The organism is Streptomyces sp. NPDC015532 (assembly GCF_043078065.1).
In the GTDB taxonomy this organism is placed as follows: domain Bacteria; phylum Actinomycetota; class Actinomycetes; order Streptomycetales; family Streptomycetaceae; genus Streptomyces.
The window spans coordinates 134,973-161,871 of the sequence record NZ_JBIBSY010000013.1 but is presented as its reverse complement, the minus strand read 5'-3'; the positions used below and the strand labels follow the sequence as shown (position 1 = coordinate 161,871).

The following is a 26,899-nucleotide window of genomic DNA, read 5'->3' as shown; positions in this document are numbered from 1 at the left end:
TGCCTCCCCCGCCCGGCCACCTGCCACCCTGGGGGCATGCGTGTACTGGTGGTGGAAGACGAGCGCCGGCTGGCCCTGGCGCTCCAGCACGGCCTGACGGCCGAGGGCTTCAGCGTGGACGTCGCCCACGACGGCCTGACCGGGCTCACCAAAGCCACCGAGCGCGCCTACGACGTGGTCGTGCTCGACATCATGCTGCCCGGCCTCAACGGCTACCGGGTGTGCCAGCGACTGCGGGCCACCGGCAGCGACGTCGGCATCCTCATGCTGACCGCCAAGGACGGCGAGTGGGACGAGGCCGAGGCGCTGGACACCGGCGCCGACGACTACCTGTCCAAACCCTTCTCCTTCGTGGTGCTCGTCGCCCGCCTGCGGGCGCTGGCCCGCCGGATAGGCACCCGGGCCCCGAGACGCACCGTGCTGGGCGACCTGGTGGTCGACTCCGCCGCCCGCACCTGCACCCGCGGCGGCGTGTCCGTCCCTCTCACCCCGCGCGAGTTCGCCGTGCTGGACCACCTCGCCCGGCGGGCCGGGGAGGCCGTCTCGAAGCGGGAGATCCTGGACGAGGTCTGGGACAGCGGTGCGGACAGCGACCCCAACACCGTCGAAGTCCATGTCAGCGCCCTGCGCCGCAAGATCGACACACCGTTCGGGCGGGCGGCGGTACAGACCGTCCGAGGCGCCGGATACCGACTGGCGGCCGACGGTGGCTGAGCCGGATCCGACCACGCGGAAGCCGAAGCGTCCGAGGCGTCCCGGGATCGCTCCCGCCTCGCGCCACCGGGTCCGGGCCGCGCTGCGCCGCCTGACCGGACATCCCCGTGCGGCCACGCTGATCCGTCGGCTGGCGCCGCGCTCGGTGCGTACCCGCACCACCCTCGCCGCGTGCGCGAGCGTGGCCGTCGTCCTGCTCGCCACGTCGGCCGTCGTCCTGCTGCTGCTGCGGGGCAACCTCGAACGCACCGTGGAGACCGGGGGCCGCGCGCAGGCCCGGGACGTCGCCCGCCTCGCCGCGGCCGGACGCCTGCCCGAACCGCTGGCGCTCGGGCCCGGCACCGATTTCATCCAGGTCGTCGACGCTCAGGGAAACGTCGTCGCGCAGAGCCCGAACCTCACCGGCCGCCCCGCCCTCACCCCGACCGGCACCCACAACGGCCACCGGACGTACAACCTCGACGCACTTGGGGAGGAACACCACCAGCGCGTCACCACGGTCACCACCACCAGCCCCACCGGCTCGGTCACCATCCACATCGGGGCCTCACTGCGCACGGCCGACGCCGCCGAGGACATCACCGCCGCGGCCCTCGCCGCCCTCAGCGCCCTGCTGATCTCCACCGTCGGTGTCCTGACCTGGCGTACGACCGGCCGCGCGCTGCGGCCGGTCGAGGCCATCCGCGCCGAGGTCGCCGCCATCGGCGACCGCGGCCTGGACCGCCGGGTCCCCGCCCCGCGCAGCGACGACGAGATCGCCCGCCTCGCCGACACCATGAACGCCATGCTCGAACGGCTGGAGGCCGCGGGCACGCGGCAGCGTCAGTTCATCGCCGACGCCTCACACGAACTGCGCAGTCCCCTCGCGGTACTGCGCACCCAGTTGGAGGTCGCCCTCACCCACCCCGATCCGGAAGTGCGCGACACCCTGGTGGCGGGCGCCCTCCAGGACACCGAGCGGCTCCAGGCCCTCTCCGCCGACCTCCTGCTGCTGGCCCGCCTCGACGCCACCGGACAGAGCCGGCCCACCGAACCCGTCGACCTCGCCGAACTCGCCCGCAGCACCGTGTCGGTCCGCTCCACCGACTCCCACCCGGTCACGCTCCACGCCCCGGACGACATCACCGTTCCCGGCAACGCCCTGTGGATCGGCCGGCTGCTGACCAACCTTCTCGACAACGCCCAGCGCCACGCCCGGCACACCGTCACGGTGCGGCTGTCAGCGGACCCGCAGACCGGCGACGCCGTCCTGGACGTCACCAACGACGGCGCCCCGATCGCCCCGGCCGACCGGCAGAAGATCTTCGAACGGTTCGCCCGCCTCGACGACGCCCGCAGCCGTGACGACGGCGGCACCGGTCTCGGCCTGCCCATCGCTCTGGACATCGCCGCCCTTCACGGCGGCACGATCACCGTCGTCGACACCCCGGACGGCACCACGTTCCGCACCCGCCTCCCTGACGGCACCCGGGCATGAGGACGGGTGGCACTCCTCAAGAGCCGCCGCCTCGGACATCCGTGAAGGGTCAAGTCGCGGGCCTTTCACGGGTGTTGCGGGGCGGTCAGGTCCTGTTCGATGCGTGATGCGCCTGATGCTGGGGATGTAGGGGAGGAGACACACAGGCCCCGGTCGCACAGTGAGGTGCTGCAGAGATGGATCGCACGTCCCACCCCCGTTCACGGAGAATCACCCCGCTCGTCGCCCTGACCGCCGCGTCCTTACTGCTCGTGGCGGGCTGCTCCAGCGGCTCCGGCGGCAAGAAGGCCGAGGAGAGCGGGGACGGCGGCGCCGCGGGCAAGGCGAACACACCGCGGATGACGGTCGCGTTGGTCACCCACCAGGCGCCCGGCGACACGTTCTGGGACATCGTCCGCAAGGGCGCCGAGGCCGCGGCGGCCAAGGACAACATCGATCTCGTCTACGCGCACGACCCGAACGCGGGCGACCAGGCCGGCCTGGTGCAGAACGCGATCGACCAGAAGGTCGACGGCATCGCCATCACCCTGGCCAAGCCCGACGCCATGAAGGACGTGGTGAGCAAGGCGACTTCGGCCGGCATACCCGTCGTGGGCCTCAACTCGGGCCTGAGCGACTGGAAGAAGCTGGGCCTGACGGAGTTCTTCGGCCAGGACGAGACCGTCGCGGGCGAGGCGCTCGGCAAGAAGCTGAACGCGGAGGGCGCCAAGAAGGCCGTCTGCGTGATCCAGGAACAGGGCAACGTCGGCCTCACCCAGCGATGCGACGGCGTGAAGAAGACCTTCAGCGGCTCGACCGCGACCCTGTACGTCAACGGCACCGACATGCCGTCCGTGAAGTCCACGATCACCGCGAAGCTCAAGCAGGACCCGGCGATCGACTACGTCGTCGCGCTGGGCGCCCCGTACGCCCTGACCGCGGTGCAGTCGGTGAGTGAAGCCGGCAGCAAGGCGAAGATCGCCACCTTCGACCTCAACAAGGAACTCACGGGCGCCATCAGCAAGGGCACCATCCAGTTCGCCGTCGACCAGCAGCCGTACCTCCAGGGCTACTTGGCGATCGACTCGCTGTGGCTCTACAAGAACAACGGCAACTACAGCGGTGGCGGCGAGCAGCCGGTGCTCACCGGTCCGGCGTTCGTGGACAAGGGCAACGTCGATGCCGTCGCCAAGTACGCCTCGAAGGGCACTCGGTGATGAGCACGGCCGGGCCGACGGCGACCGCGCCGCCGGCTCCCGGCCCTCGTACGGCCGACGGGCGGACCGCACGGCGCCCCCTGGCGCTGCGGCTGCTCGCCCGGCCCGAGGTCGGGGTGTTCCTCGGCGCCGCCGCCGTGTTCGTCTTCTTCCTGATCGCGGCGCCCTCGGTACGTTCCGGCAGTTCCATGGCGACCGTGCTCTACCAGTCGTCGACGATCGGCCTCATGGCCCTGCCCGTGGCTCTGCTGATGATCGGCGGCGAGTTCGATCTGTCCGCCGGCGTCGCGGTGATCACCTCGGCGCTGACGGCGAGCATGCTCAGCTACCAGCTCACCGTGAACGTGTGGGCGGGTGTCGTGGTGGCGCTCGTCCTCTCGCTCGCGATCGGGGCGTTCAACGGCTGGATGATGGTCCGCACCGGGCTGCCCAGCTTCCTGGTGACGCTCGGGACCTTCCTGATCCTGCAAGGCGTCAACCTCGCCGTCACCAAACTGGTCACCGACAACGTCGCCACCGACGACATCAGCGACATGGACGGCTTCGGCCAGGCGAAGAGGATCTTCGCCTCGTCGTTCGGCGTCGGCGGCGTCCAGGTGAAGATCACGGTCGTGTGGTGGCTCGTCTTCGCGGCGCTCGCCACCTGGGTGCTGCTGCGCACCGAGTACGGCAACTGGGTCTTCGCGGTCGGCGGCGACCAGGAGAGCGCCCGCGCGGTCGGCGTACCGGTGACCTTCACCAAGATCACGCTGTTCATGGCGGTCGGCTTCGGCGCCTGGTTCGTCGGCATGCACGAGCTGTTCTCGTTCAACACGGTGCAGTCGGGCGAGGGCGTCGGCCAGGAACTCATCTACATCGCCGCGTCGGTGATCGGCGGCTGTCTGCTCACCGGCGGCTACGGCTCCGCGATCGGCCCGGTCTTCGGCGCCTTCATGTTCGGCATGGTGAACCAGGGCATCGTCTACGCCGGCTGGAACCCCGACTGGTTCAAGGCCTTCCTCGGCGTGATGCTGCTCGGCGCCACGCTCGTCAATCTGTGGGTCCGCCGCACGGCGACCCGGAGGTGAACCGACCCATGGCAGACAACGGATCCGCGGCCGCGGGCGCCCGCCCGGACGCCCCGACCGAGGACGGCGGCGCCGCCATCGTGGAACTGCGCGGAGCGGGAAAGTCGTACGGCAACATCCGCGCTCTCCACGACGTGTCCCTCACCGTCCGTCCCAGCCGGGTGACCTGCGTCCTGGGCGACAACGGCGCCGGGAAATCCACCCTCATCAAAATCATCTCGGGGCTGCACCAGCACAGCGAGGGCGAGTTCCTCGTGGACGGCACGGCGGTACGGTTCAGCACCCCGCGCGAGGCCCTCGCCAAGGGCATCGCCACCGTCTACCAGGACCTCGCGACGGTGCCGCTGATGCCGGTGTGGCGGAATTTCTTCCTCGGCTCCGAACTGACCAAGGGCCCCTGGCCCGTACGCCGGCTCGACATCGCGCGGATGAGGCGGACCGCCGACCAGGAACTGCGCAACATGGGCATCGTCCTGGACGACCTCGACCGGCCGATCGGCACGCTCTCGGGCGGGCAGCGCCAGTCCGTCGCCATCGCCCGCGCGGTGTACTTCGGCGCCCGCGTCCTCATCCTCGACGAACCGACCGCCGCACTCGGCGTCAAACAGTCCGGCGTCGTGCTCAAGTACATCGCCGCCGCCCGCGACCGCGGCCTCGGCGTCATCTTCATCACCCACAACCCCCACCACGCGTACATGGTCGGCGACCACTTCAGCGTGCTGCGGCTGGGCACGCTCGAACTCAGCGCCGACCGCGGCGAGGTCGGCCTGGAGGAGCTCACCGACCACATGGCGGGAGGCACCGAACTGGCCGCGCTCAAGCACGAGTTGGCGCAGGTGCGTGGGGTCGACGTCCAGCGGCTGCCGGAGGCGGAGGACCTCGCGGCGCCCGCAACGGCCTCCCCCGAGGAGGCACCTTGACACGCCCCCCGTCCGGCCCGCCCCCGACGCGTCAAGGGACCACGGTCGGTGACGGACGGCCGCACCGCCGCCCGACCGGCCCCAACCGACCCCAACCGGCCCCAGGACGGATCGCTCGGGCCGGGGGGGGGGGGGGGGGGGGGGGGGCCCCCCCCCCCCCCCCCCCCCCCCCCCCCGGCCGGTTCCCGCACGGTTTCCACGAGTCGAGAAGCCTCTCCTGGTGACGTGGCGGCCGGCCCGCGTGCCACGGCAGCACCTCCCCGAACCGCACCAGTTCGCCGTACCGCGCCGGATCGGCCTTCTCGCGCAGCAGCAGATCGAGGATCGCGACGGCGGCCTGCGCCGGGGTCTGCGCCTGACTGAAGTCGGTGAACCACGGGCGGGACAGCGGGGTGTCCACAAGCCCCGGGCAGACGGCCGCGACCAGGGTGCCGCGCGCCAGGTCGGCGTCTTGGCGCTCGGCCGCGAGCGCCCGCACGGCGGCGACCTGGGCCACCTTGGACGGTACGTTGATCCACTGGGGCCAGCCGAGTTCCCGCTCGGTGCCCGCGTGCACGGCGGCCCGCCAGGACTCGACCGCCGCCTCCACCTCGTCGAGCGAGGAGCCGTCGAACAGCGCATGCAGCCGGGCGTCGAGATGACCCAGCCTGCCCAGCGAACTGGCCACGACGATCAGCCGACCACCAGGGCGCAGTACGGGGCCGAAGGAACGCAGCACCGCGTGCGCGCCTCCGTTGGCGACATCGATGAAGGCGTCGGCCTGCTCGGACTGCGACCGGTCCGGCGTCAGCATGGCGCTCGCGTTGGACACCACGATGTCCACCCCGCCGTGGCGCGCGTCGAGTTCGGCCGCCAGCTCCCGAACGGCCCGCGCGTCGGTGACGTCGAGGACGCGGCCCTCGACCCGGCTCACGGTGGCCGCGGACGCGTCGACCCGCGCGACGGCGTCGGCGACCCGGTGGGCGTCGCGCCCGGTGAGCAGGACCAGGTCGTCGCGGGCCATCCGGGCGGCGAGCCCTTCGACGAGCGCGAAGCCGAGCCCCTGATTGGCTCCGGTGACAAGAGCGATGCGTGCGTTGGTCATGCCCACCACGCTAGGAACACCTCAGGCATGCGTCCAACGAAACCTGCTCAGGTCTGGTATGCGTCATCGTCATGGACTTCACCGACGTCTCACTGGTCGCCCTGCGTGTCTTCCGAGAGGTGGCCGAGCGAGGCACGCTCACCGCGGCGGCCGGCGCGCTCGGTTACACCCAGTCCGCCGTGTCCCGGCAGATCGCCTCGCTCGAACGGGCCGCACGGGCGCCGCTGTTGGAGCGGCGCAGGGACGGCGTGCGGCTGACCGCGGCCGGACACGTCGTACTGCGGCGGGCCGTGACGGTTCTCGACCAGATCGACGCGACGGCACGGGAACTCGCCGGGCTGCCCGCCGAGGCCGGGACCGTCCGTCTCGGCTGGTTCGCGAGCGCGGGCGCCGTCCTGCTGCCCCGTGCCGTCGCCGCGCTGCGCCGCAGCCACCCGGCGATCACCGTGACCACCCGGGAGGGCAGCACCCCCGCGCTCGTCCGTGCGCTGCGGGCCGGCACCCTGGACCTGGCCCTGCTCGCCTCGGCGCCGCCCTTCCGGCCCCTGGACAGCGAGTCGCCCGCGCTGACCGTGCGAACGCTCGGCGAACGCAGTCTGCGGCTCGCGGTGCCGGCCGCCCATCCGCTCGCCGCCGGCGGCTCCGTCGACATCGCCGACCTGCGGGGGCAGCGCTGGATCGCCGGTTCGTCCGTCGGCGACGAGCGGCTGATGGGTGTCTGGCCGGGACTGGACGAGCGCCCTGTGATCGCCCACACCGCCCGTGACTGGCTGGCCAAACTGCACCTGGTGGCCGCGGGCTGCGGTCTGACCACCGTTCCCGCCTCACTGGCCCCCGCGGCGCCACCCGGTGTACGGATCCTGTCCGTGCGGGGCGGCCCCGAGGAGCGGCGCCGCCTCGTCCTCGCCCGCCTTCCGCACCCCCTGTCGGAGCCCGCCGCCCGGCTGGCCGACGCACTCCGAGCGGTCGCGGCCGACTTGGACGATGCGGCCTGAGGGCGATCCTCCCGCCTCGTACGGCAAGCCTGCCCGCGTACGAAGACCCCGCCTGCGCTGCGACGATAACAATGCGTGCGTGGTCATCCACCGACGTGCGGTAAGGTTCGGATGCGCGAACACGCGGGACACCGCGCGTAAGACGCATCGGGACGTGGCGCAGCTTGGTAGCGCACTTGACTGGGGGTCAAGGGGTCGCAGGTTCAAATCCTGTCGTCCCGACTGGAGACAGTCGTGAAAGAGGGCCGGTTTCGGAGGTATCCGAAACCGGCCCTCGATCATTTTTTGGGGACGTCCTGGTGCAGGCACCGGTGGCTGGTGGTCAGTGACCTCCGTGCACGATGAGCGGCTACGCAGGGTTGCGCGGCGCAGCGTTCAGTATTGCTCGGTCTCCACGAAACCCGCGTCCGCGTCGTCGTCCGCGCCGATGGCGGCGGCGGTCGGGTCGAATCCGGGCGGGCTGTCCTTCAGGCCCAGGCCCATGCCGGCCAGCTTCGCCTTGACCTCGTCGATGGACTTCGCACCGAAGTTACGGATGTCCAGGAGGTCGGCCTCGGAGCGGGCGACGAGCTCACCCACGGAGTGGACGCCCTCACGCTTGAGGCAGTTGTACGACCGAACGGTGAGCTCCAGCTCCTCGATCGGCATGACCAGATCGGCGGCGAGGGCGGCGTCGACCGGGGACGGGCCCATGTCGATGCCCTCGGCGTCGATGTTGAGCTCGCGGGCCAGACCGAACAGCTCGACCAGGGTCTTACCGGCCGACGCCATGGCGTCACGGGGACGCATGGCCTGCTTGGTCTCGACGTCGACGATCAGCTTGTCGAAGTCGGTGCGCTGCTCGACACGGGTCGCCTCGACCTTGTACGTGACCTTCAGCACCGGCGAGTAGATCGAGTCGACCGGGATGCGCCCGATCTCCTGACCGACCTGCTTGTTCTGAACGGCGGAGACGTAGCCGCGACCGCGCTCGACGGTCAGCTCCATCTCCAGCTTGCCCTTGGCGTTGAGCGTGGCGAGGACGAGGTCGGGGTTGTGGACCTCGACACCGGCCGGGGGCGCGATGTCGGCGGCGGTGACCAGACCCGGGCCCTGCTTGCGCAGGTACATCACGACCGGCTCGTCGTGCTCCGAGGAGACGACCAGCTGCTTGATGTTGAGGATCAGGTCGGTGACGTCCTCCTTGACGCCCGGCACGGTGGTGAACTCGTGCAGGACACCGTCGATACGGACGCTGGTGACAGCAGCGCCGGGGATCGACGAGAGGAGGGTGCGGCGCAGGGAGTTGCCGAGGGTGTAGCCGAAGCCCGGCTCCAGCGGCTCGATCACGAACCGGGAGCGGAACTCGTCGACGACCTCTTCGGTCAGGGACGGACGCTGAGCGATCAGCACGAGGTGTTGCCTCCAGTGGTTTCGCGCCCGCTATGTGACGCCGTAGACACCACGAAGCGTACGTGTGATCCGGGCGATACGGCCTTCGCAGAGGCCGAGCCGCCCGTCCCCCGACCCAGCGGAGAGGCTTTGGGCTTCCCATACGCCCGCCGCCCCCACGGGCTTTACCCGCGTCCAGCACTCGGGCGCGCAGGACGGCCAGGCAGGCATGCGCAGCCACGGCAGGGTGATGGTGTGGTCATGGCGTTGGCCGGGACAGTTGGCAGGGGTGGTGTGCACCGCTCACGGCGCCGCGCTTTCCCGGCAGGGAATCCCCGTCGCCTCAGTCGCCGGGCGCGTCGCCGAAGACGAGCCACAGGCCGGCCGCCGTGCCGATGTCCGAAGTCAGTGCTGTGCCGGCGCGCCGAGGTCGTCGAGAAGGCCGCGGGCGCGGCGTTCGACGGCGTCGTGGATGGGCCGGACGTCGTCGACGGCCTTGCCCGCAGGATCGTCCTGTCGTCCCGACTGTCGAAGTCGTGGCCGGAGGCCGTATCGGAACGCCGATACGGCCTCCGGCCTTTTCCCTCCGCACCGCGCGGGCCACGGGCGCGGGCGCCCGGCGCGGTCCGTGGACCGCCGCCCGCCAACGGCGGATCAGGCCTGGTCCAGCAGTGCCACCAGAGCCTTCCGCAGGGTCGTCCGGGGGTCCTTGGACGGCCCCTCGGACCGCCAGGCGACGAACCCGTCGGGGCGGACCAGCACCGCGCCGTCCGGGCCGACACCGTGGGCCTGCGCCCAGTCCGAGTCGCCCGCGGGCACCAGATCCGCCTCGGGCCCGCCGCCGACCCGGTACGAGTCGAGGGGGACGGAGAGCTGCCGGGCCGTGTCCTTCGCCGCCGCGTGCCAGCCGCCGGCGCCCTCCGCCGAGCTCAGCAGCACCATGGAACGCTCGTACAGGTCGAGGGTGGAGATCCGGGCGCCGGCGCGGGTCAGCCACAGGTGCGGCGCCCTGCTCCCCGGCTCGCCCGTCAGCCGTACGCCCTCGGGCACGACGGGAGCGGCCGGATCGGCGCCGAGGACCGCGCCCCTCGGGTAGCGGTAGGCGAGCGCCACATTGAGGATCCCGCCCTTCCTGCCGCCGGGGCCGCCCTGCCCGCCCTGCCCGGCCGCCGCGGGCTCGGGGGTGTACCCGGGGTGGCTGTGCTCCACCGAACGCGACGAGGCACGCGCGCTCGTCGCCTCCGCGACCGGCCGGCGCTCGGCGTCGTAGGACCTCAGCAGCCCCGGGCCGGCCCACCCGGCCAGCACGGCGGACAGCTTCCACGCGAGGTTGTGGGCGTCCTGGATACCGGTGTTGGAGCCGAACGCCCCGGTCGGGGACATCTCGTGGGCCGAGTCACCGGCGAGGAACACCCGCCCCTGCGCGTACCGTTCGGCCACCCGCTCGGCCGCGTGCCAGGCCGCACGGCCGGTGATCTCCACGTCGAGATCCGGTACGCCGACGGCCCGCCGGATGTGCTCCACACAGCGCTCGTCGGTGAACTCCTCCAGCGTTTCCCCGTGTTCGGGGTGCCAGGGGGCGTGGAAGACCCAGTGCTCCTTGTTGTCGACGGGCAGCAGAGCACCGTCGGCCTCCGGATCGGTCAGATAGCAGACGATGAACCGGCGGTCGCCGACCACCTCCGCGAGGCCGCGCGAGGTGAACGTGAGGCTCACGTTGTGGAACAGGTCGCCCGGCCCGGTCCTGCCGATGCGCAGCGTGTCGCGGATGGGGCTGCGCGGACCGTCCGCCGCCACGAGATAGTCCGCGCGGATCGTCGTGTGCTCGCCGGTCTCCCGGCTCTTGACCTTCGCCGTCACTCCTTCGGGGTCCTGCTCGAACGACATCAGCTCCGTCGAGAACCGCAGGTCGCCGCCCAGCTCCCGGGCACTCTTCAGCAGCACCGGTTCGAGATCGTTCTGGCTGCACAGGCACCACGCGCCCGGGCTGAAGCGGGCCAGCCCGCCGCCGGGGTCGATCTCCTTGAACAGCCACTCCCCGGCGTCGCCCACCAGGGTCGGCGTCTGCAGGATGCCGTGGTTGTCCGCGAGGACCGACGCCGCCTCCTCGATGCGCCGCTGCACCCCGGCCACCCGGAAGATCTCCATGGTGCGGACGTTGTTGCCGCGCCCCCGCGGATGCCTCGACGTGTCCGCGTGACGCTCGACCAGGACGTGCGGCACCCCGAGGCGCCCCAGGAACAGCGACGTCGAGAGGCCCACCAGCGAGCCGCCGACGATGAGGACGGGCGTATGGAGACCGTTCTCGCCGGCCTCTTCCAATCGGTTCATCGATTGCCTCCAGCGCCGCCTGGGACGCGAGTCAGGGATGGGGATGCAGGTTCCATGCCCGGTGCGGGCCGGTTCGCACGGCAGGGGCACCCGGATGGCGCGCGGTTCACTCGCCTGACCCGCGGGGCTCGCGGAGTCCCGGGCACGCGGCAACGATCAGTTCATGGCGGCCCCGGCGTTTCGGCTACCGCGGTCGTTCGTGACTTCCGTGACGAAAAGGAGAGGTGTGCCGCAATGTCCAACTCCGGACGGATCTCGCAGTCGGCGTTCGACGGATCGAGGCTTCGGGTGATCCTGCTGCTCGACCTGTACGAAGGCGCGCAGCAGCAGTTCCTCGACGCGTACGAACTCATGCGCAACCAGGTCGCCTCGGTCCCCGGCCACATCAGCGACCAGCTCTGCCAGTCGATCGAGAACCCCTCGCAGTGGCTCATCACCAGCGAGTGGGAGAGCGCCCCGCCCTTCCTCGCCTGGGTCAACAGCGAGGAGCACGTCGAGACCGTACGGCCGATGCACAGCTGCGTGCGGGACACCCGGTCGATGCGCTACAGCATCCTCCGCGAGACCAGCCCCGCCGAGCCGCTCACCCCCGAGTCGGCCAGGTCGGCCCGGCAGGTCGAGGCCCGCGAGGGCAACGGGGTCGCGCGCCACGCCCTCACCTTCACCGTCAAGCCCGGATCCGAGTCGAAGGTCGCCGAGATCCTCGCCGGATACCAGTCGCCCCAGGCCCAGGTCGACGACAACACCCGGCTGCGCCGCACCTCGCTCTTCATGCACGGAAACCGCGTCGTGCGGGCCGTGGAGGTGGAGGGCGACCTCCTCGCGGCCCTGCGCCACGTGTCGCGCCAGCCCGAGGTACGGGCGGTCGAGGAGGCCATCAACCCCTACCTGGAGCAGGACCGGGACCTGAGCGACCCCGACTCGGCGCGGGTCTTCTTCACCCGGGCGGCGCTCCCGGCCGTGCACCATGTGGTCTCCGGCCGCAAGGAACCCGCGAAGCTGCGCCGGCACGCGCTGTACTACCCGGCCCGGACGGGCTGCGGCATGGAACTGGCCCGGCTCCTGGCCCACCAGGACGAGGCGGCGGCCGACGACAAGAACAGCCCCGTGTACAGCAGCACCGTCTTCCAGCGCGACGACATCGTCGTACGGCTCATCGACATCACCGGCGACCTCGACCTCGACCCCGTCGCCTCCCTCGGCCTCAAGGGCACCAGGAAGGCCGCCGAGCTGGAGCGCCTCCTCGACGGCCCCGCGATCGGCGTCGAAGGCTCCCTGGAGACGGAACGCAACATCAACCGCCTCCTGTCGCACGCCGACATGCTGCCCGTCACCGACCGGAGCTCGGCGGGTTCCTGACGGACCGCCGCCACCCGCGTCCCCGGACGTCCCATCCGACGTCCTCGCCCCACCCGGAGGTTCAAGCATGATCAAGCACCATCCACGCATCGTGGACCTGAGCGAGACGGAACCCAACCGCAGGCGCGGAGGAGACATCCGGGCCCTGCTCACGCCCGCAACGGCGGGGTCCACCAGCGGCTTCATGGGCCTGGCCATCATCCAGCCCGGCGAGCGCATCGGCGAGCACTACCACCCGTACTCCGAGGAGTTCGTGTACGTGGTCAGCGGCGCCCTCGAAGTGGACCTGGACGGTGAGGCGTTCGCGCTCAGGCCCGACCAGGGCCTGCTGATCCCGATCGACATGCGGCACCGCTTCCGCAACGTCGGCGACGAGGAGGCCCGCATGGTCTTCCACCTCGGCCCGCTCGCGCCGCGACCGAGCCTCGGCCATGTCGACACGGAGGCCACCGACGACACCGTGCCGAACCCCGAGTTCATGACCGCCGTACCCCACCTGTCCGCGCCGGACCACGGACAGCCGTCCGAACGAAGCGGGGCCATAAAGTGACCCGCCGGGTGGCCGTCACCGGCATCGGTGTGGTCGCTCCGGGAGGCACCGGGACAAAGGCGTTCTGGGACCTCCTCGAAGGCGGCCGCACCGCGACCCGTGGCATAACGCTCTTCGACCCGGTGGGCCTGCGCTCGCGCATAGCCGCCGAATGCGACTTCGACCCCCTCGCGCACGGCCTGGACCCCGATCTGGTCGAACACACCGACCGGTACATCCAGTTCGCCGTGGTCGCGGCCGGAGAGGCCGTCCGCGACTCCGGCCTCGACACGGACCGGGAAGACCCCTGGCGCGTCGGAGTCTCCCTGGGCAGCGCCGTCGGCGGCACCACCCGTCTGGAACACGACTACGTCCAGGTCAGCGAGCGAGGCCGGCGGTGGGACGTGGACCACCGCGCCGCCGACCCGAAACTGCACCTCGCGTTCGCGCCCAGCACCCTCGCCTCGGTCGTCGCCGAACAGTTCGGGGCACAGGGACCGGTGCAGACCGTCTCCACCGGGTGCACCTCCGGACTCGACGCCGTCGGATACGCCTTCCACACCATCGAGGAAGGCCGGGCCGACGTCCTGATAGCCGGGGCGTCCGACTCGCCGATATCCCCGATCACGATGGCCTGCTTCGACGCCATCAAGGCCACGTCGCCCGACAACGACGACGCCGAGCACGCCTCCCGGCCCTTCGACGCCAACCGCAACGGTTTCGTCATGGGCGAGGGCGCGGCCGTACTCGTCCTGGAGGAGTACGAGCACGCCAGGGCCCGCGGCGCGCACATCTACTGCGAGATCGGCGGCTACGCCACCTACGGCAACGCCTACCACATGACCGGTCTGACCAGCGAGGGCCTGGAGATGTCCCGGGCCATCGACAGCACGCTCGACCAGGCCCGCCTCGACCCCACCCTCATCGACTACGTCAACGCGCACGGCTCCGGCACCCGGCAGAACGACCGGCACGAGACCGCCGCCGTCAAACGGTCCCTGGGCGAACACGCCCACCGGACACCGATGAGCTCCATCAAATCCATGGTGGGCCACTCGCTGGGCGCGATCGGCGCGATCGAGGTCGTCGCCTGCGTCCTCGCCCTGAAGCACCAGGTGGTGCCGCCCACGGCGAACTACGAAACCCCCGACCCCGAGTGCGACCTGGACTACGTGCCGCGCACCGCACGCCAGCGGAAGCTCAGGAACGTGCTCTCCGTCGGTAGCGGGTTCGGCGGATTCCAGTCCGCCGTGCTCCTGACCGGGCCGGCTGGGAGGACACGATGAGCACTCAGCGCCCCCGGCACGCGGCGATCACCGGCATCGGTGTCATCGCGCCCAACGGACTGCGCGCCGACGCCTACTGGAAGTCCGTCAGGGAGGGCCTCGGCGTCCTGGACCGGATCACCCGCGAGGGATGCGAACACCTGCCGCTGCGCGTCGCGGGTGAGGTCCGGGCCTTCGACGCCGCGGACCTCATCGAGGAGCGCTTCCTCGTCCAGACCGACCGCTTCAGCCACTTCGCGCTGGCCGCGACCGTCCTCGCCCTCGACGACGCGGGCCTCGGAGCGGTCGGCCCCGAGGACGCGTACGACATCGGCGTGGTCACCGCCGCCGGATCGGGCGGCGGCGAGTTCGGCCAGCGTGAGCTGCAGAAACTATGGGGCCAGGGCTCCAAGTTCGTCGGTCCGTACCAGTCCATCGCCTGGTTCTACGCGGCCAGCACCGGCCAGATCTCCATCCGCGGCGGATTCAAGGGGCCGTGCGGAGTCGTCGCGAGCGACGAGGCCGGGGGACTGGACGCCATCGCGCACGCCGCACGCGGCGTACGGCGCGGCACCGGCGCGATGGTCGTCGGCGCCGCGGAGGCGCCGCTCGCCCCGTACTCGATGGTCTGCCAGCTCGGCTACCCCGAGCTCAGTACCGTCGAGGACCCCGCTCGCGCCTACCGCCCCTTCACCGAGGGAGCCTGCGGCTTCGTGCCCGCGGAAGGCGGCGCCATGCTCGTCGTGGAGGACGAGCGGCGGGCGCGTGAGCGGGGGGCGGAGGTCCGCGCCCTGGTGGCCGGACACGCGGCCACGTTCACCGGGGCCTCCCAGTGGGAGCGGTCCCGCGAAGGGCTCGCTCACGCGATCCAGGGCGCCCTCACCGAGGCCGGCTGCGCCCCGGAGGAGATCGACGTCGTCTTCGCCGACGCTCTCGGCGTCCCGGCCGCCGACCGCGCCGAAGCCCTGGCCATCGCCGACGCCCTGGGGGCGCACGGCACCCGGGTACCCGTCACGGCGCCCAAGACGGGCATCGGACGGGCCTACTGCGGGGCGCCCCTGCTGGACACCGCGGCCGCGGTCCTCGCCATGGAGCACGGCCAGATCCCGCCCACCCCCAACGTGTTCGACATCTGCCACGACCTCGACCTGGTGACGTCGAACGCCCGACCCGCCGAACTGCGTACGGCCCTGGTCCTCAGCAGGGGACTCATGGGGTCCAACGCGGCCCTGGTCGTACGACGCGGCGGCGACCACGCCCGGTAGCCCGGGCCGCACGTGAGGAGAACAACCGGATGATCACCACCGAAGTGACCGTCGACGAACTGGCCGCTCTCATGAAGAAGGCCGCCGGGATCACCGTCGACCCCCACGAACTCGCGCAGTCACTCGACGCGCCGTTCGGCACCCTCGGACTCGACTCGCTCGCCCTGCTCGGCATCGTCGGCGAACTGGAGAACCGGTACAGCCGGCCCCTGCCCCCCGACGCGGAGCGCTGCAAGACCCCGCGGGCGTTCCTCGATCTCGTCAACGACACCCTCAAGGCAGGAGCCTGAAGTGGCTGGACACACCGACAACAGCGTCGTCATCGACGCCCCGCTCGACCTCGTCTGGGACATCACGAACGACATCGAGAACTGGCCGCGGCTCTTCAGCGAGTACGCGTCCCTCGAAATCCTGACCCGGGACGGCGACACGACCACCTTCCGCCTCACCATGCACCCGGACGACAACGGCAAGGTGTGGAGCTGGGTCTCGCAGCGCACCGTGGACCGTGCCGGGCGGACCGTGCGGGCGCGCCGCGTCGAGACGGGACCCTTCGCGCACATGAACATCCGGTGGGAGTACGAGGAGACCCCGGCCGGTACGCACATGCGCTGGGTGCAGGACTTCGCGATGAAGCCCGACGCCCCCGTCGACGACGCCTGGATGACGGACAACATCAACCGCAACTCCGTCACGCAGATGGCCCTCATCCGGGACCGGATCGAGCAGGTCGCCCGTGAGCGCCGCAGCCCCGCGGCCATGCCCCGCTGACCGCCGAAGCCGGCACAGGAAGGACATCCGATGCACCACGCCCTGATCGTCGCCCGTATGGCGCCCGACTCGGCTCCGGCGATCTCCGACGTGTTCGCCGCCTCCGACCGGGGTGAGCTCCCGCACCTCATCGGGGTCAACCGGCGCAGCCTCTTCCAGTTCGGTGATGTGTACCTGCACCTCATCGAGTCCGAAAGGGACCCGGGGCCCGCCATCGCGAAGGTGGCCGGACACCCCGAGTTCCGCAGCGTCAGCGAGGAACTGTCGGCGTACGTCAGCGCGTACGACCCGCAGACCTGGCGCGGTCCCAAGGACGCCATGGCGCGCTGCTTCTACCGCTGGGAGCGCGACACCGCCTCCTGATCGGCACCGTGACACAACCCGAGGCCGCCGGCTCCGCGACGAAGCGGAGCCGGCGGCCTCGGGTTTTTCCGTGTACGCCGTCCGGTCAGCCGGGGACGGTGCACTCGAACGCGTGCAGATAGGCGTTCACCGGGCGGATCTCGCCGATGACCAGGCCCGCCGCCGTGAGCCGGTCGACCATGCTCTGCCGGGTGTGCTTGGCACCGCCGACGTTGAGGAGCAGCAGCAGGTCCATGGCCGTGGTGAACCGCATCGACGGGGTGTCGTCCACGAGGTTCTCGATGACGACGACGCGGGCGCCGGGCCGGGCGGCCGCGCGGACGTTCGCGAGCGCCCGGCGGGTGCTCTCGTCGTCCCACTCCAGGATGTTCTTGATGATGTAGACGTCCGCCTGGACGGGGATGGCCTCGCGGCAGTCCCCGGCCACGATCCGCACCCGGTCGGACAGCGCCCCGCCGCTCCGCAGGCGCGGGTCGGCGTTCTCCACCACGCCCGGCAGGTCGAGCAGGGTGCCGTGGATCGTGGGGTGCTTCTCCAGCAGGCTGGCCACGACGTGACCCTGGCCGCCTCCGATGTCGGCGACCGACGTCACGCCCCGCAGGTCGAGCAGCTTCGCGACGTCCTGGGCGGATTGCGAACTGGACGTCGTCATGGCCCGGTTGAAGACGTGCGCGGACTCGGGGGCGTCTTCGTTGAGGTACTCGAAGAACTCCTTGTCGTACACCTCCTCGAAGACGTTGCGGCCGGAGCGGACCGCCTCGTCGAGCTTCGGCCAGACGTTCCACGTCCACGGCTCGGTGCACCACAGGGCGATGTACCGCAGGCTGTTCGGGTCGTCCTCGCGCAGGAGCCGGGACATCTGCGTGTGCTCGAACATGCCGTCCGGGCGCTCCGCGAAGACGCCCTGGCAGGACAGGGCGCGCAGCAGCCGGCGCAGGGTCCCCGGCTGGGTCTTCACCGCGGCGGCCAGGTCCTCCGCGCTCATGGGGATGTCGTCCAGGGCGTCCGCCACACCCAGCCGGGCCGCGGCGCGTACGGCGGCGGCGCGGGCCGCTCCGAAGACGAGTTCCCGCAGCTGCATGGACGGCGGGGGACTCTGATCCACAGTTGTCATTCCATGCCTCGTTTCTGTGTCGTGCCCCACTCAGCACATTCCGGCGGGTTCGGAGACCTTGCAGGTGTTGCCCCGGAACGTGTTGCCCTTGCCGGTGTCGCGGTTGGCGAGGTCGGAGGGACCGTTGCGCAGGACCACGTTGTCGCGCACCTCGTTGCGCTCGCTGAGCGCGCCCACGAAGCTCTTGAACAGCACGATGCCGCCCGACAGCGGGGAGGAGCCCACGTTGTCCTCGACCCGGTTGTGCGTCACCCGGGTGTCCTCGGCGCCGGTGAGGACGATCCCCGAGCCCTGGAGGGCGGGCAGCCGGGGGGTCTTGGGGCAGGACTTGTTGTTGGCGTGGATGTAGTTCCCGCGGACGGACAGGTTCCCGACGCGCGGCTTGTTCTCGTCGCCCACGACGAACACCGCGGTGCAGTTGCCGGTGGCCTCGTTGCGGGCGACGGTCAGGTTCCGCAGCCGCCGCACCGTGATGCCGATCCGGTTGCCGCTCAGCAGGTTGTGGGCGACCACCGTCCCCTGCGTGTCGCGGGCTCCCTCCTCGGTGGTGACCGTGTTGGAGAGGAACAGACCGGCGTCACCGTTGTTCCTGGCGGTGTTGCGGACGAACCTGGTCCGCACGGACCGCTCCTCGGCGAGACCCCACTGACCGTTCTTCTCGGCGGTCACCCCGCGCACCGTCAGCCCGTCGGTCCCGGACGCCCACAGGCCCTGCTTGGAGAAGCCCCTGACGGTCAGTGAGGCGACCGTGACGCCGCGCAGACGCTTGCTGTCGGACCCGGTCACGCAGATGCCGTTGCCCGCCTTGGCGCAGGCGCCGGTGGCGGCGGTGTCCGGCGCGATGACCGTGGACCTGGCGCTCGCGCCGCGCAGGGTCAGGTCCCGCACCGTGATGGTGACGCTCTCGTGATAAGTGCCGGGGGCGACGACGACGGTGTCGCCCGCTCGCGCCGAGTCCACGGCCTTCTGGATGGATTCACCCGGGCGTACCAGGTGCACTGACGGGTGGTCGGCGGGCAGGGCTGCGCCCACGCCCGATGCCACGACCACCGCCGTGCACGCGAGGTAGGCCATCTGTTGTCTGGTCATGGGCCGAAGCTATGAACGGGCGTTCCGGCCCGCCACCGGTGATCGCCCAGGTGGCCTTCTCCGTCACCGTGACGCGCCGGGAGACCTCACGACGACGCCGCCCCGGCCGGAGGATCCGGCCGGGGCGGCGGGTGCGGAGCCGAGCCCGCGAGGTGGTGCGTGGTGACGCGGTGGATCAGGCGAGGTTCGCCAGCGTCTCGTTCCAGGTGGCGGACGGGCGCATGATCTTCGCGGCCTTGGCGGGGTCGGGCTGGTAGTAACCGCCGATGTCGGCCGGGTTGCCCTGGACCGCGTTCAGCTCGCCGACGATCGTCTGCTCCTGCGCGGCCAGCGTCTCGGCGAGCTGGGCGAACGCCTTGGCGAGGTCCGCGTCGTCGGTCTGGCGCGCCAGTTCCTGGGCCCAGTACAGGGACAGGTAGAAGTGGCTGCCGCGGTTGTCGATGCCGCCGACGCGACGGGTCGGGGACTTGTCCTCTTCGAGGAAGGTCGCCGTGGCGCGGTCGAGGGTGTCGGCGAGGACCTGGGCCCGGGCGTTGCCGGTGGTCTTCGCGAACTGTTCGAGGGACGGTACGAGGGCGAAGAACTCACCGAGGGAGTCCCAGCGCAGGTAGTCCTCCTTGACGAGCTGCTGGACGTGCTTGGGCGCGGAGCCGCCGGCGCCCGTCTCGAACAGGCCGCCGCCCGCCATCAGCGGGACGACCGACAGCATCTTGGCGCTGGTGCCCAGCTCCAGGATCGGGAACAGGTCGGTCAGGTAGTCACGCAGCACGTTGCCGGTCACCGAGATGGTGTCCTCGCCGCGGCGGATGCGCTCCACCGACAGCTTGGTGGCCTCGACCGGGGCCAGGACGCGGATGTCCAGACCCTCGGTGTCGTGCTCCGTCAGGTACGCGTCGACCTTGGCGATCAGGTTGGCGTCGTGGGCGCGGGTCTCGTCCAGCCAGAACACGGCCGGGTCTCCGGTGGCGCGGGCGCGGGTGACGGCGAGCTTCACCCAGTCCCTGATCGGCGCGTCCTTGGTCTGGCAGGCGCGGAAGATGTCGCCGGCCGAGACGGCCTGCTCCAGGACGACGTCGCCGGCCTGGTCGACCAGGCGGACCGTGCCGGTGGTCGCGATCTCGAAGGTCTTGTCGTGGCTGCCGTACTCCTCGGCCTTCTGCGCCATGAGGCCGACGTTCGGGACGGAGCCCATGGTCGACGGGTCGTAGGCGCCGTTGGCGCGGCAGTCCTCGATCACGGCCTGGTAGACGCCGGAGTAGGAGGAGTCCGGCAGGACCGCGAGGGTGTCGGCCTCCTGGCCGTCCGGGCCCCACATGTGGCCGGAGGTGCGGATCATGGCCGGCATCGAGGCGTCGACGATGACGTCGGACGGCACGTGCAGGTTGGTGATGCCCTTGTCCGAGTCGACCATCGCGAGGGCCGGGCCCTCGGCGAGCTCGGCGTCGAAGGACGCCTTGATCTCGGCACCCTCGGGGTGGGCCTCCAGGCCCTTGTAGATGCCGCCGAGACCGTCGTTCGGGGTCAGACCGGCGGCGGCGAGCGTCTCGCCGTACCGCGCGAACGTCTTCGGGAAGAAGGCGCGCACCACGTGACCGAAGACGATCGGGTCGGAGACCTTCATCATCGTGGCCTTGAGGTGCACCGAGAACAGGACGCCCTCGGCCTTGGCGCGGGCGATCTGCTCGGTGAGGAACTCACGCAGCGGCGCGACGTGCATGACGGACGCGTCCACGACCTCGCCGGCCTGTACGGGCACGGACTCGCGGAGCACGGTGGTGGAGCCGTCGTCGCCGACCAGCTCGATGCGCAGCGCGCCGGCCTCGGAGATCACGGCCGACTTCTCGGTGGAGCGGAAGTCGTCGACGCCCATGGTGGCGACGTTCGTCTTCGAGTCCGACGACCAGGCGCCCATGCGGTGCGGGTGGGTCTTGGCGTAGTTCTTGACCGACGCGGGGGCGCGGCGGTCGGAGTTGCCCTCGCGCAGGACCGGGTTCACGGCGCTGCCCTTGACCTTGTCGTACCGGGCGCGGATGTCGCGCTCCTCGTCCGACTTCGGGTCGTCCGGGTAGTCCGGAAGCGCGTAGCCCTGCGCCTGAAGCTCGGCGACCGCGGCCTTGAGCTGGGGGATCGACGCCGAGATGTTCGGCAGCTTGATGATGTTCGCGCCGGGCGTCTTGGCCAGCTCACCGAGCTCGGACAGGGCGTCCGCGATGCGCTGGTCCTCCTGGAGGAACTCCGGGAAGAGGGCGATGATGCGCCCGGCCAGCGAGATGTCACGGGTCTCCACAGTGACACCCGCCTGAGAGGCGTACGCCTGGACCACCGGCAGGAACGAATACGTCGCCAGGGCCGGGGCCTCGTCAGTGTGCGTGTAAATGATGGTCGAGTCAGTCACCGGGTGCTCCGCTCCACGTCTGCAACATTGCTCGACATCAAGATATCTCGTGAGCGCCCCCGGCTCGACAGCGGTCCGGCCCGCGTCGGACCGGGCCTGGTGGAAAACCGCCGTCCGCACCCGGCCGGCTCCGCCGACGCGACGACGGGCATCCCCCTCCCGGTACGGCGGCTGTGAATGCCCTGGGCGAAGTGAAACCGGGAATCGGCGTTCGAAGGCAACCGGGCGGCCCGCCCGTGCGTACTGGTGTGTGATCGCGTACTTGATCTTGCGGCGAACCCATGGGGCCTTTCGCCGCCCGAACGAAAGCGAACCATGAGATATCGCACCAGAGTGACGGCCCCCGCGGCCGCGCTGCTCGGCACGGCGGCCGCGCTCGCCGCCGCCCCCTCCGCCTCGGCGCGGCCCCTGGCCTTACGTCCGGACCAGGGCACCCCGGGTCCCGAGACCCTCGGTGACTCCGTCTACCCGTCCCTCGGCAACGACGGCTACCGCGTCGAGGCGTACCACCTCGACTTCTCGTACGACGCCACGACCCGCCTGGTCGACGCCAAGGCGACCCTGAGGATCAAGGCGACCCAGGACCTCTCGCGCTTCTCGCTCGACGCCCTCGGCCTGGACGTGCGCGCGGTGAAGGTCGGAGGCGTGGCCGCCGGCTTCGAGCAGGTGGACGAGAAGCTGCGGATCACTCCGGTGCGGACCCTGCCGAAGTCCCGCGCCGTCGCGGTCTGTGTCGAGTACGGCGCCGACCCGGCCAGGACGCTGGCGTACACCGCCTGGGTTCCCACTCCCGACGGCTTCGCCATCTGCCCCCAGCCGAACGCGGCGCACACGGTCTTCCCGTGCAACGACCACCCGACGGACAAGGCGGACTTCAGCTTCCGCATCACCGTGCCGAACACGCTGCGCGGTGTGGCGAACGGCTCGCTGACCGGCACGGAGCAGCTCGACGGCGGCCGGACCGCGTACACGTACCGTTCGGCCGACCCGATAGCCACCGAGCTGGTGCAGATAACCGTCGGCGACTACGTCGTCAAGGAGCGTCAGGGCCCGCACGGGCTGGGGCTGCGGGACGTCGTCCCGACGGCGCGCGCCGCCGCGCTGGAGCCGGCGCTCGCGCTCACCCCGGGCCTCGTGGAATGGCTGGAACAGCGCCTCGGCGCCTACCCGTTCGAGACGTACGGGCTGCTGCCCTGCAACTCCGACGCCGCGAACGCCTTCGACTTCACGGGCCTGGAGACCCAGACCCTGACGCTCTACAAGCCGAACTTCCTGCTCCAGGCGGAGAAGAGCATCGGCTCGCACATGATGCACGAGCTGGTGCACTCCTACTTCGGCAACAGCGTCAGCCCCGCCAACTGGGCCGACCTGTGGATCAACGAGGGCCACGCCGACTTCTACGGGCTGCTCTACCGCTACGAGCGCGGCTGGGCCGACTCGCTCGGCCTGCTCACCATGGAAGCCCGGATGAAGGACACGTACGCCAAGGGCGACCAATGGCGTCAGTCCTCGGGTCCCGTCGCCGCGCCGAACGCCGTCAACCTGTTCGACAACCAGCGCTACCTGGGCGGTGTCCTGGTCCTCTACGCGCTGCGCGAGCTCGTCGGCGAGGACGTCTTCAACCGCATCGAGCGCACCTTCCTGGAGCGCTACCGCAACTCCGCGGCGAGCACCGCGAACTACATCGCGGTCGCCTCCGAGATCTCCGGAGCGGACCAGTCCGGCTTCCTGAACGACTGGCTGTACGGGACGAAGACACCGCGCATGCCGAACCACCCGGACTGGACGGTCACCCCGGTCGTGTCGAGCCTGGTCGCGCCGCGCAACCGCGCGCCCGGCCACTACCCGGACTCGACCGCCACGCTCTGACCGGGCGGGCGAACGGCCGGGGGGGGGGGGGGGGGGTGCGGCCCCCCCCCCCCCCCCCCGGCCGGGCCCCCCGCCCCCCCCCCCGGCGGGGGGGGGGCGGTGGCCAGGGAGCCCCGGCCGCCGGGTCGGGGGGGGCCCCGGGGGGGGTGGGGCGCGGGGCGCCCCCCCCCCCCGCCGCCCCGGCCCACCCCCGCGCCCCCCCCCCCCGGCGGGGCGGGGGGGGGCCCACGGCCGGGGGCCGGGCGGAGTGTTCCGCCCGGCCCCCGGCCCCGTCTCACGGCAGCTTCGCACCCTCGCGCTGATGCGGGATGGCGGTCTCCAGGAAGCCCGTGCCGCCGGGCTGGAGCGCGACCGTCCTGGCGGGCGACGGGATCCGGATGCCCTCCTCCCGGTAGCGCTTGTGCAGGCGCTTGATGAACTCGTGCTTGATCCGGTACTGGTCACTGAACTCGCCCACGCCCAGGATCACGGTGAGACCGATGCGCGAGTCGCCGAAGGTGTGGAAGCGCACGGCGGGTTCGTGCTCCGGGACGGCACCGTCGATCCCGGTCATCACCTGGGCGACGACCTCGTTCGTGACCCGCTCGACGTGGTCGAGGTCGCTGTCGTAGCCGACGCCGACCTGCACCAGGAGTGTCATCTGCTGCTCGGGCCGGGTGAAGTTGGTCATGTTGGTGCCCGAGAGCTGGGCGTTGGGGATGATGACCAGGTTGTTGGAGAGCTGACGGACCGTGGTGTTACGCCAGTTGATGTCGACGACGTACCCCTCCTCCCCGCTGCTCAGCCGGATGTAGTCGCCCGGCTGGATCGTCTTCGAGGCGAGGATGTGCACGCCCGCGAAGAGGTTGGCGAGGGTGTCCTGGAGCGCGAGGGCGACGGCCAGACCGCCCACACCCAGGGCCGTCAGCAGGGGAGCGATCGAGATCCCCAGGGTCTGGAGGACGATCAGGAAGCCGATCGCCAGCACCACGACCCGGGTGATGTTGACGAAGATCGTGGCCGAACCGGCGACGCCCGAGCGGGACTGGGTCACCGACCGGACCAGACCGGTGATCAGCCGGGCCGCGGTGACCGTCGCCACCAGGATGAGCAGCACGGTCAGGGACCGGTTGACGGTGCGGCCGACCGGCGCGGTCAGCGGGAGCACCGCGGCCGCGGCGGCCACGCCTCCGGCCACCGCCGACCACGGTACGACGGTGCGCAGGGCGTCGACCATGACGTCGTCGCCGCTCCAGCGGGTGCGCTGGGCGTGCTTGCCCAGCCAGCGCAGCAGCATCCGCAGCAGGAAGGCCGCCAGCAGCCCGGCCGCCACGGCTATTCCGGCGATCATCAGGTCGTCCAGGGTGACGGAGCGCTTCATCGGTGACCTCCTCGGAGACCGTGACCGGGGTGAGGGCCCGCGGGCCGAATGTGCTGTGTAGTCACTTGCCACCTGCTCGAATCCGGGAACGCGCGATCAAGCCCGGACGTTTGTTCGTCGTCGTCCGGGGAGACAGCTCATCCTGCCGCATCCGGCTGCCCCTCCGTCACCATCCCTGCGAGGGCCCGCCCTTGACACCCCCCCGAGCGCACCTCGGCCAAGGGCCCGGCGCCGAGCAGGGGTTCGCCGGTGGGGCGCTCACCGGCCCGGCGCCGGGGAGCCCGAGGTCCACGGAGCCCGCCGCACCGGCGCCCGGACCGGCGCCCGCCGGGTGTCACCGTTCACCGAACGCGCCGTGCCGCCCCGCGCCGGAGGCGAAACGGGCCGCGCCCTCCAGGCTCTCCTCCAGCACGCCCATGCCGTGACGGAGTTCGGTCCGCATGGCCTCCTTCTCGATCAGGCCCTCCTGGTCGAGGACCGAGGCCCGGTCGCTGCGCAGACAGGACTGCGGGAAGCCGGCGATCTCGGCGGCCAGCCGCTCGGCCTCGGCGCGGGCCCGGCCGGCCGGGACGAGACGGTTGGCGAGCCCCATCTCGTACGCCTCCCGGGCGCCGACCGGACGGCCGGTGAGAATCATGTCCATCGCACGGCTCATGCCGATGAGCCGCGGCAGCCGTACGGTGCCCCCGTCGATCAGCGGCACGCCCCAGCGGCGGCAGAACACCCCGAAGACGGCGTCCTCCTCGGCCACCCGCAGATCGCACCAGAGCGCCAGTTCCAGACCGCCGGCCACGGCGTGCCCCGCGACCGCCGCGATCACCGGCTTGGTCAGGCGCAGCCGGGTGGGACCCATCGGCCCGTCACCGTCCTCGGCGACCTCGTTCCCCCGCTCGGTGCCGATGGCCTTGAGGTCCGCCCCCGCGCAGAACGTGCCGCCCTCGCCCCAGAGCACGGCGACGCGCGCCGTCTCGTCCGCCTCGAACGCGCGGAAGGCGTCCGCGAGTTCGGCGGCGGTCGGCCCGTCCACCGCGTTGCGGGCCGCGGGCCGGGAGAGGACGACGGTGGTGACGTGACCCTGACGTTCGCTGCGGACCGGCATCGCGCCGTCCCCTTTCGGCGGCCGGCGCGCCACACCGCACGCCGTGGTTACTCCTCGGTATCACAGCACGCGGCCCACCGCTGGGCCCGGGGCAGGCCCACCGTTCGGCCCGGGGCGGCAAAGCTGTCGGCCTCTCGCGTCAGATCACCTTCCAGCGGACCAGCGCGCCGAGCGTGAGCGCTCCCGGCAGCAGGGGCAGCCACACCGTGATGATCCGGTACCCCAGCACCACCGCGGTCGCCACGGCCACCGGGCCGCCCGCGGCGACCAGGGCCACGACCAGCGCGGCCTCCACCGAACCGATGCCCCCGGGCGTCGGCACCATCGCGACCGCGATCGTCGCCGCGAGGTAGGCGATCATCATGTGCGTGGGTGACACCGAGAGGCCCAGCGCCCGTCCCACCGAGGCCAGTCCCGCGGCCTGGAGCAGCGGGAACGCGAGCGAGCCGCCCCACAGGGCGAGGGCGCGGGACGGCCGGGTGTGCACCGAGCGGGCCTCCCCGAAAGCGGTGCGCAGGAAGGAGAGGACCGCCGTGCGCAGCCGTCGTACGAGAGCGAGCACCGCCAGCGCGGCGCACAGGGCCAGGGCGACGCCGAGCAGCAGCGGCCCGACAGCACCCTCCGGAAGCAGACCGTCGACCCGGAGCGCGTCGGGGAACGCGATCAGCAGGCCCAGGAGCAGGGCCAGCCGGGCGACCCCCTCGGCCAGCAGATACAGCGCGAGCGCGGCCGACGAGCGGGCCAGCGGCACCCCGCACACCGTCATGAACCGCAGATTGACCGCCCCGGCGCCCAGCCCCGTCGGCAGCAGATGGTTCGCGGCGCCCGCGGCGAACTGCGTGGCGAGCAGCCGGCGGGCGGGCAGCCGTTCCACGACCGCGCCCTGCCGGGTCACCGCCGCGGCCACCCAGGTCAGACAGGTCGCGGCGGCCGCGGCGACGAGCCAGGGCCACTCGGCCGACCTGAGCTGGCCGAACCCCTCGGCGAGCACGGAGCGGTGGCGCACGGCCACCACGAGGACCAGCGCGAGCGGGAGCAGGCACAGGACCGGCCGGACGGCCGGCCGCAGAGTGAGGCGGCGGGGGAGCCGGGGCATCGCCCGGGGAAGTCGTACGGCTGTCACACCCGGAGAGGTTCTCCCCGCCGCACCAACGCGAGGTTGCGGGCGCGGGGACGGCGGTCGGCGTGCCGGGCAAGCCGCGGGAGGGGCGGCCCCCGGGTGCCCGGGCGAGTGGGCCCGCCCCGATCCGTTGACCTCAACAAAGC

22 protein-coding genes, 1 tRNA gene and 1 pseudogene are annotated in these 26,899 nt (G+C 71.5%); 15 read left to right on the top strand and 9 right to left on the bottom strand.

The window, feature by feature from the left end:
- Positions 1-36: 36 nt before the first annotated feature.
- The 5 genes from ACF07B_RS31530 (at position 37) to ACF07B_RS31510 (ending at position 5,374) form a co-directional block, all read left to right on the top strand.
- Positions 37-714 (top strand): response regulator transcription factor, encoded by a 678-nt coding sequence (locus tag ACF07B_RS31530; RefSeq protein ID WP_369480087.1) that lies wholly within the window; start codon positions 37-39, stop codon positions 712-714.
- Positions 707-2,191, top strand: a complete 1,485-nt coding sequence (locus ACF07B_RS31525; protein WP_392181469.1) for an ATP-binding protein — start codon at positions 707-709, stop codon at positions 2,189-2,191. The genes ACF07B_RS31530 and ACF07B_RS31525 overlap by 8 nt, the downstream gene beginning before the upstream one ends.
- Positions 2,192-2,367: 176 nt before the next feature.
- Positions 2,368-3,387 (top strand): sugar ABC transporter substrate-binding protein, encoded by a 1,020-nt coding sequence (locus ACF07B_RS31520; RefSeq protein ID WP_392181468.1) that lies wholly within the window; start codon positions 2,368-2,370, stop codon positions 3,385-3,387.
- Entirely contained in the window at positions 3,387-4,454 is a 1,068-nt protein-coding gene (locus tag ACF07B_RS31515) for an ABC transporter permease (protein ID WP_392181467.1), read from the top strand. Before ACF07B_RS31520 ends, ACF07B_RS31515 begins: the two co-directional genes overlap by 1 nt.
- A gap of 8 nt (positions 4,455-4,462) precedes the next feature.
- Positions 4,463-5,374 carry an ATP-binding cassette domain-containing protein gene (locus ACF07B_RS31510; protein ID WP_392181466.1) on the top strand — a complete coding sequence of 304 codons (912 nt, stop codon included), beginning with the start codon at positions 4,463-4,465 and terminating at the stop codon, positions 5,372-5,374.
- A gap of 205 nt (positions 5,375-5,579) precedes the next feature.
- On the opposite strand, the pseudogene ACF07B_RS31505 reads toward ACF07B_RS31510, so the two are convergent.
- Positions 5,580-6,458, bottom strand: a pseudogene (locus ACF07B_RS31505) (SDR family NAD(P)-dependent oxidoreductase); the annotation flags it as partial.
- 71 nt (positions 6,459-6,529) lie between these two features.
- Between ACF07B_RS31505 and ACF07B_RS31500 the strand changes: the two are divergent.
- Together ACF07B_RS31500 and ACF07B_RS31495 are read left to right on the top strand one after the other, a co-directional pair.
- On the top strand, positions 6,530-7,453 hold the full coding sequence (locus ACF07B_RS31500; RefSeq protein ID WP_392181465.1) for a LysR family transcriptional regulator: 924 nt from the start codon (positions 6,530-6,532) through the stop codon (positions 7,451-7,453).
- Between the two features lie 148 nt (positions 7,454-7,601).
- Positions 7,602-7,675: transfer RNA gene (locus tag ACF07B_RS31495), tRNA-Pro, on the top strand.
- A 153-nt stretch (positions 7,676-7,828) separates the two neighbouring features.
- Here the strand turns inward: ACF07B_RS31495 and ACF07B_RS31490 are convergent.
- Both ACF07B_RS31490 and ACF07B_RS31485 read right to left on the bottom strand, forming a co-directional pair.
- Entirely contained in the window at positions 7,829-8,845 is a 1,017-nt protein-coding gene (locus tag ACF07B_RS31490) for a DNA-directed RNA polymerase subunit alpha (RefSeq protein WP_369485460.1), read from the bottom strand.
- A gap of 633 nt (positions 8,846-9,478) precedes the next feature.
- Positions 9,479-11,155 (bottom strand): FAD-dependent oxidoreductase, encoded by a 1,677-nt coding sequence (locus ACF07B_RS31485; protein ID WP_392181464.1) that lies wholly within the window; start codon positions 11,153-11,155, stop codon positions 9,479-9,481.
- 234 nt (positions 11,156-11,389) lie between these two features.
- On the opposite strand from ACF07B_RS31485, the gene ACF07B_RS31480 reads away from it, so the two are divergent.
- The 7 genes from ACF07B_RS31480 (at position 11,390) to ACF07B_RS31450 (ending at position 16,707) form a co-directional block, all read left to right on the top strand.
- Complete coding sequence (locus ACF07B_RS31480; RefSeq protein WP_384241487.1) at positions 11,390-12,514, top strand: SchA/CurD-like domain-containing protein; 1,125 nt, start codon at positions 11,390-11,392, stop codon at positions 12,512-12,514.
- A gap of 67 nt (positions 12,515-12,581) precedes the next feature.
- Complete coding sequence (locus tag ACF07B_RS31475; RefSeq protein WP_369485463.1) at positions 12,582-13,064, top strand: cupin domain-containing protein; 483 nt, start codon at positions 12,582-12,584, stop codon at positions 13,062-13,064.
- Positions 13,061-14,329 carry a beta-ketoacyl-[acyl-carrier-protein] synthase family protein gene (locus ACF07B_RS31470; protein WP_392181463.1) on the top strand — a complete coding sequence of 423 codons (1,269 nt, stop codon included), beginning with the start codon at positions 13,061-13,063 and terminating at the stop codon, positions 14,327-14,329. Before ACF07B_RS31475 ends, ACF07B_RS31470 begins: the two co-directional genes overlap by 4 nt.
- Positions 14,326-15,573: a ketosynthase chain-length factor gene (locus ACF07B_RS31465; protein WP_392181462.1), complete on the top strand. Its 1,248-nt coding sequence runs from the start codon at positions 14,326-14,328 to the stop codon at positions 15,571-15,573. Before ACF07B_RS31470 ends, ACF07B_RS31465 begins: the two co-directional genes overlap by 4 nt.
- A 29-nt stretch (positions 15,574-15,602) precedes the next feature.
- Entirely contained in the window at positions 15,603-15,863 is a 261-nt protein-coding gene (locus ACF07B_RS31460; protein WP_362400163.1) for an acyl carrier protein, read from the top strand.
- A 1-nt stretch (position 15,864) separates the two neighbouring features.
- Positions 15,865-16,344 (top strand): SRPBCC family protein, encoded by a 480-nt coding sequence (locus ACF07B_RS31455; RefSeq protein ID WP_326784245.1) that lies wholly within the window; start codon positions 15,865-15,867, stop codon positions 16,342-16,344.
- Between the two features lie 30 nt (positions 16,345-16,374).
- On the top strand, positions 16,375-16,707 hold the full coding sequence (locus tag ACF07B_RS31450) for a TcmI family type II polyketide cyclase (RefSeq protein WP_369485466.1): 333 nt from the start codon (positions 16,375-16,377) through the stop codon (positions 16,705-16,707).
- A gap of 85 nt (positions 16,708-16,792) precedes the next feature.
- On the opposite strand, the gene ACF07B_RS31445 is transcribed toward ACF07B_RS31450, so the two are convergent.
- The 3 genes from ACF07B_RS31445 to ACF07B_RS31435 form a co-directional block, all read right to left on the bottom strand.
- Entirely contained in the window at positions 16,793-17,821 is a 1,029-nt protein-coding gene (locus ACF07B_RS31445; protein WP_362400158.1) for a methyltransferase, read from the bottom strand.
- 30 nt (positions 17,822-17,851) lie between these two features.
- Positions 17,852-18,910, bottom strand: coding sequence for a right-handed parallel beta-helix repeat-containing protein (locus ACF07B_RS31440; RefSeq protein WP_362400156.1), 1,059 nt, complete (start codon positions 18,908-18,910; stop codon positions 17,852-17,854).
- 175 nt (positions 18,911-19,085) lie between these two features.
- The gene (locus ACF07B_RS31435; RefSeq protein WP_392181461.1) at positions 19,086-21,305 is read right to left on the bottom strand and encodes an NADP-dependent isocitrate dehydrogenase; all 2,220 of its coding nucleotides are present in this window, start codon (positions 21,303-21,305) and stop codon (positions 19,086-19,088) included.
- 315 nt (positions 21,306-21,620) lie between these two features.
- Between ACF07B_RS31435 and ACF07B_RS31430 the strand changes: the two genes are divergently transcribed.
- Complete coding sequence (locus tag ACF07B_RS31430; RefSeq protein WP_369486165.1) at positions 21,621-23,174, top strand: M1 family metallopeptidase; 1,554 nt, start codon at positions 21,621-21,623, stop codon at positions 23,172-23,174.
- Positions 23,175-23,448: 274 nt separating this feature from the next.
- Here ACF07B_RS31430 and ACF07B_RS31425 read toward each other — a convergent pair whose 3' ends face one another.
- From ACF07B_RS31425 to ACF07B_RS31415, 3 genes are all read right to left on the bottom strand, one after another.
- Positions 23,449-24,534: a mechanosensitive ion channel family protein gene (locus ACF07B_RS31425; RefSeq protein WP_369486164.1), complete on the bottom strand. Its 1,086-nt coding sequence runs from the start codon at positions 24,532-24,534 to the stop codon at positions 23,449-23,451.
- A 334-nt stretch (positions 24,535-24,868) separates the two neighbouring features.
- A complete protein-coding gene (locus ACF07B_RS31420; protein ID WP_392181460.1) occupies positions 24,869-25,633 on the bottom strand; it encodes a crotonase/enoyl-CoA hydratase family protein in 765 nt (254 codons plus the stop codon).
- A 139-nt stretch (positions 25,634-25,772) separates the two neighbouring features.
- Positions 25,773-26,756 carry a YbhN family protein gene (locus ACF07B_RS31415; RefSeq protein ID WP_392181459.1) on the bottom strand — a complete coding sequence of 328 codons (984 nt, stop codon included), beginning with the start codon at positions 26,754-26,756 and terminating at the stop codon, positions 25,773-25,775.
- Positions 26,757-26,899 lie beyond the last annotated feature (143 nt).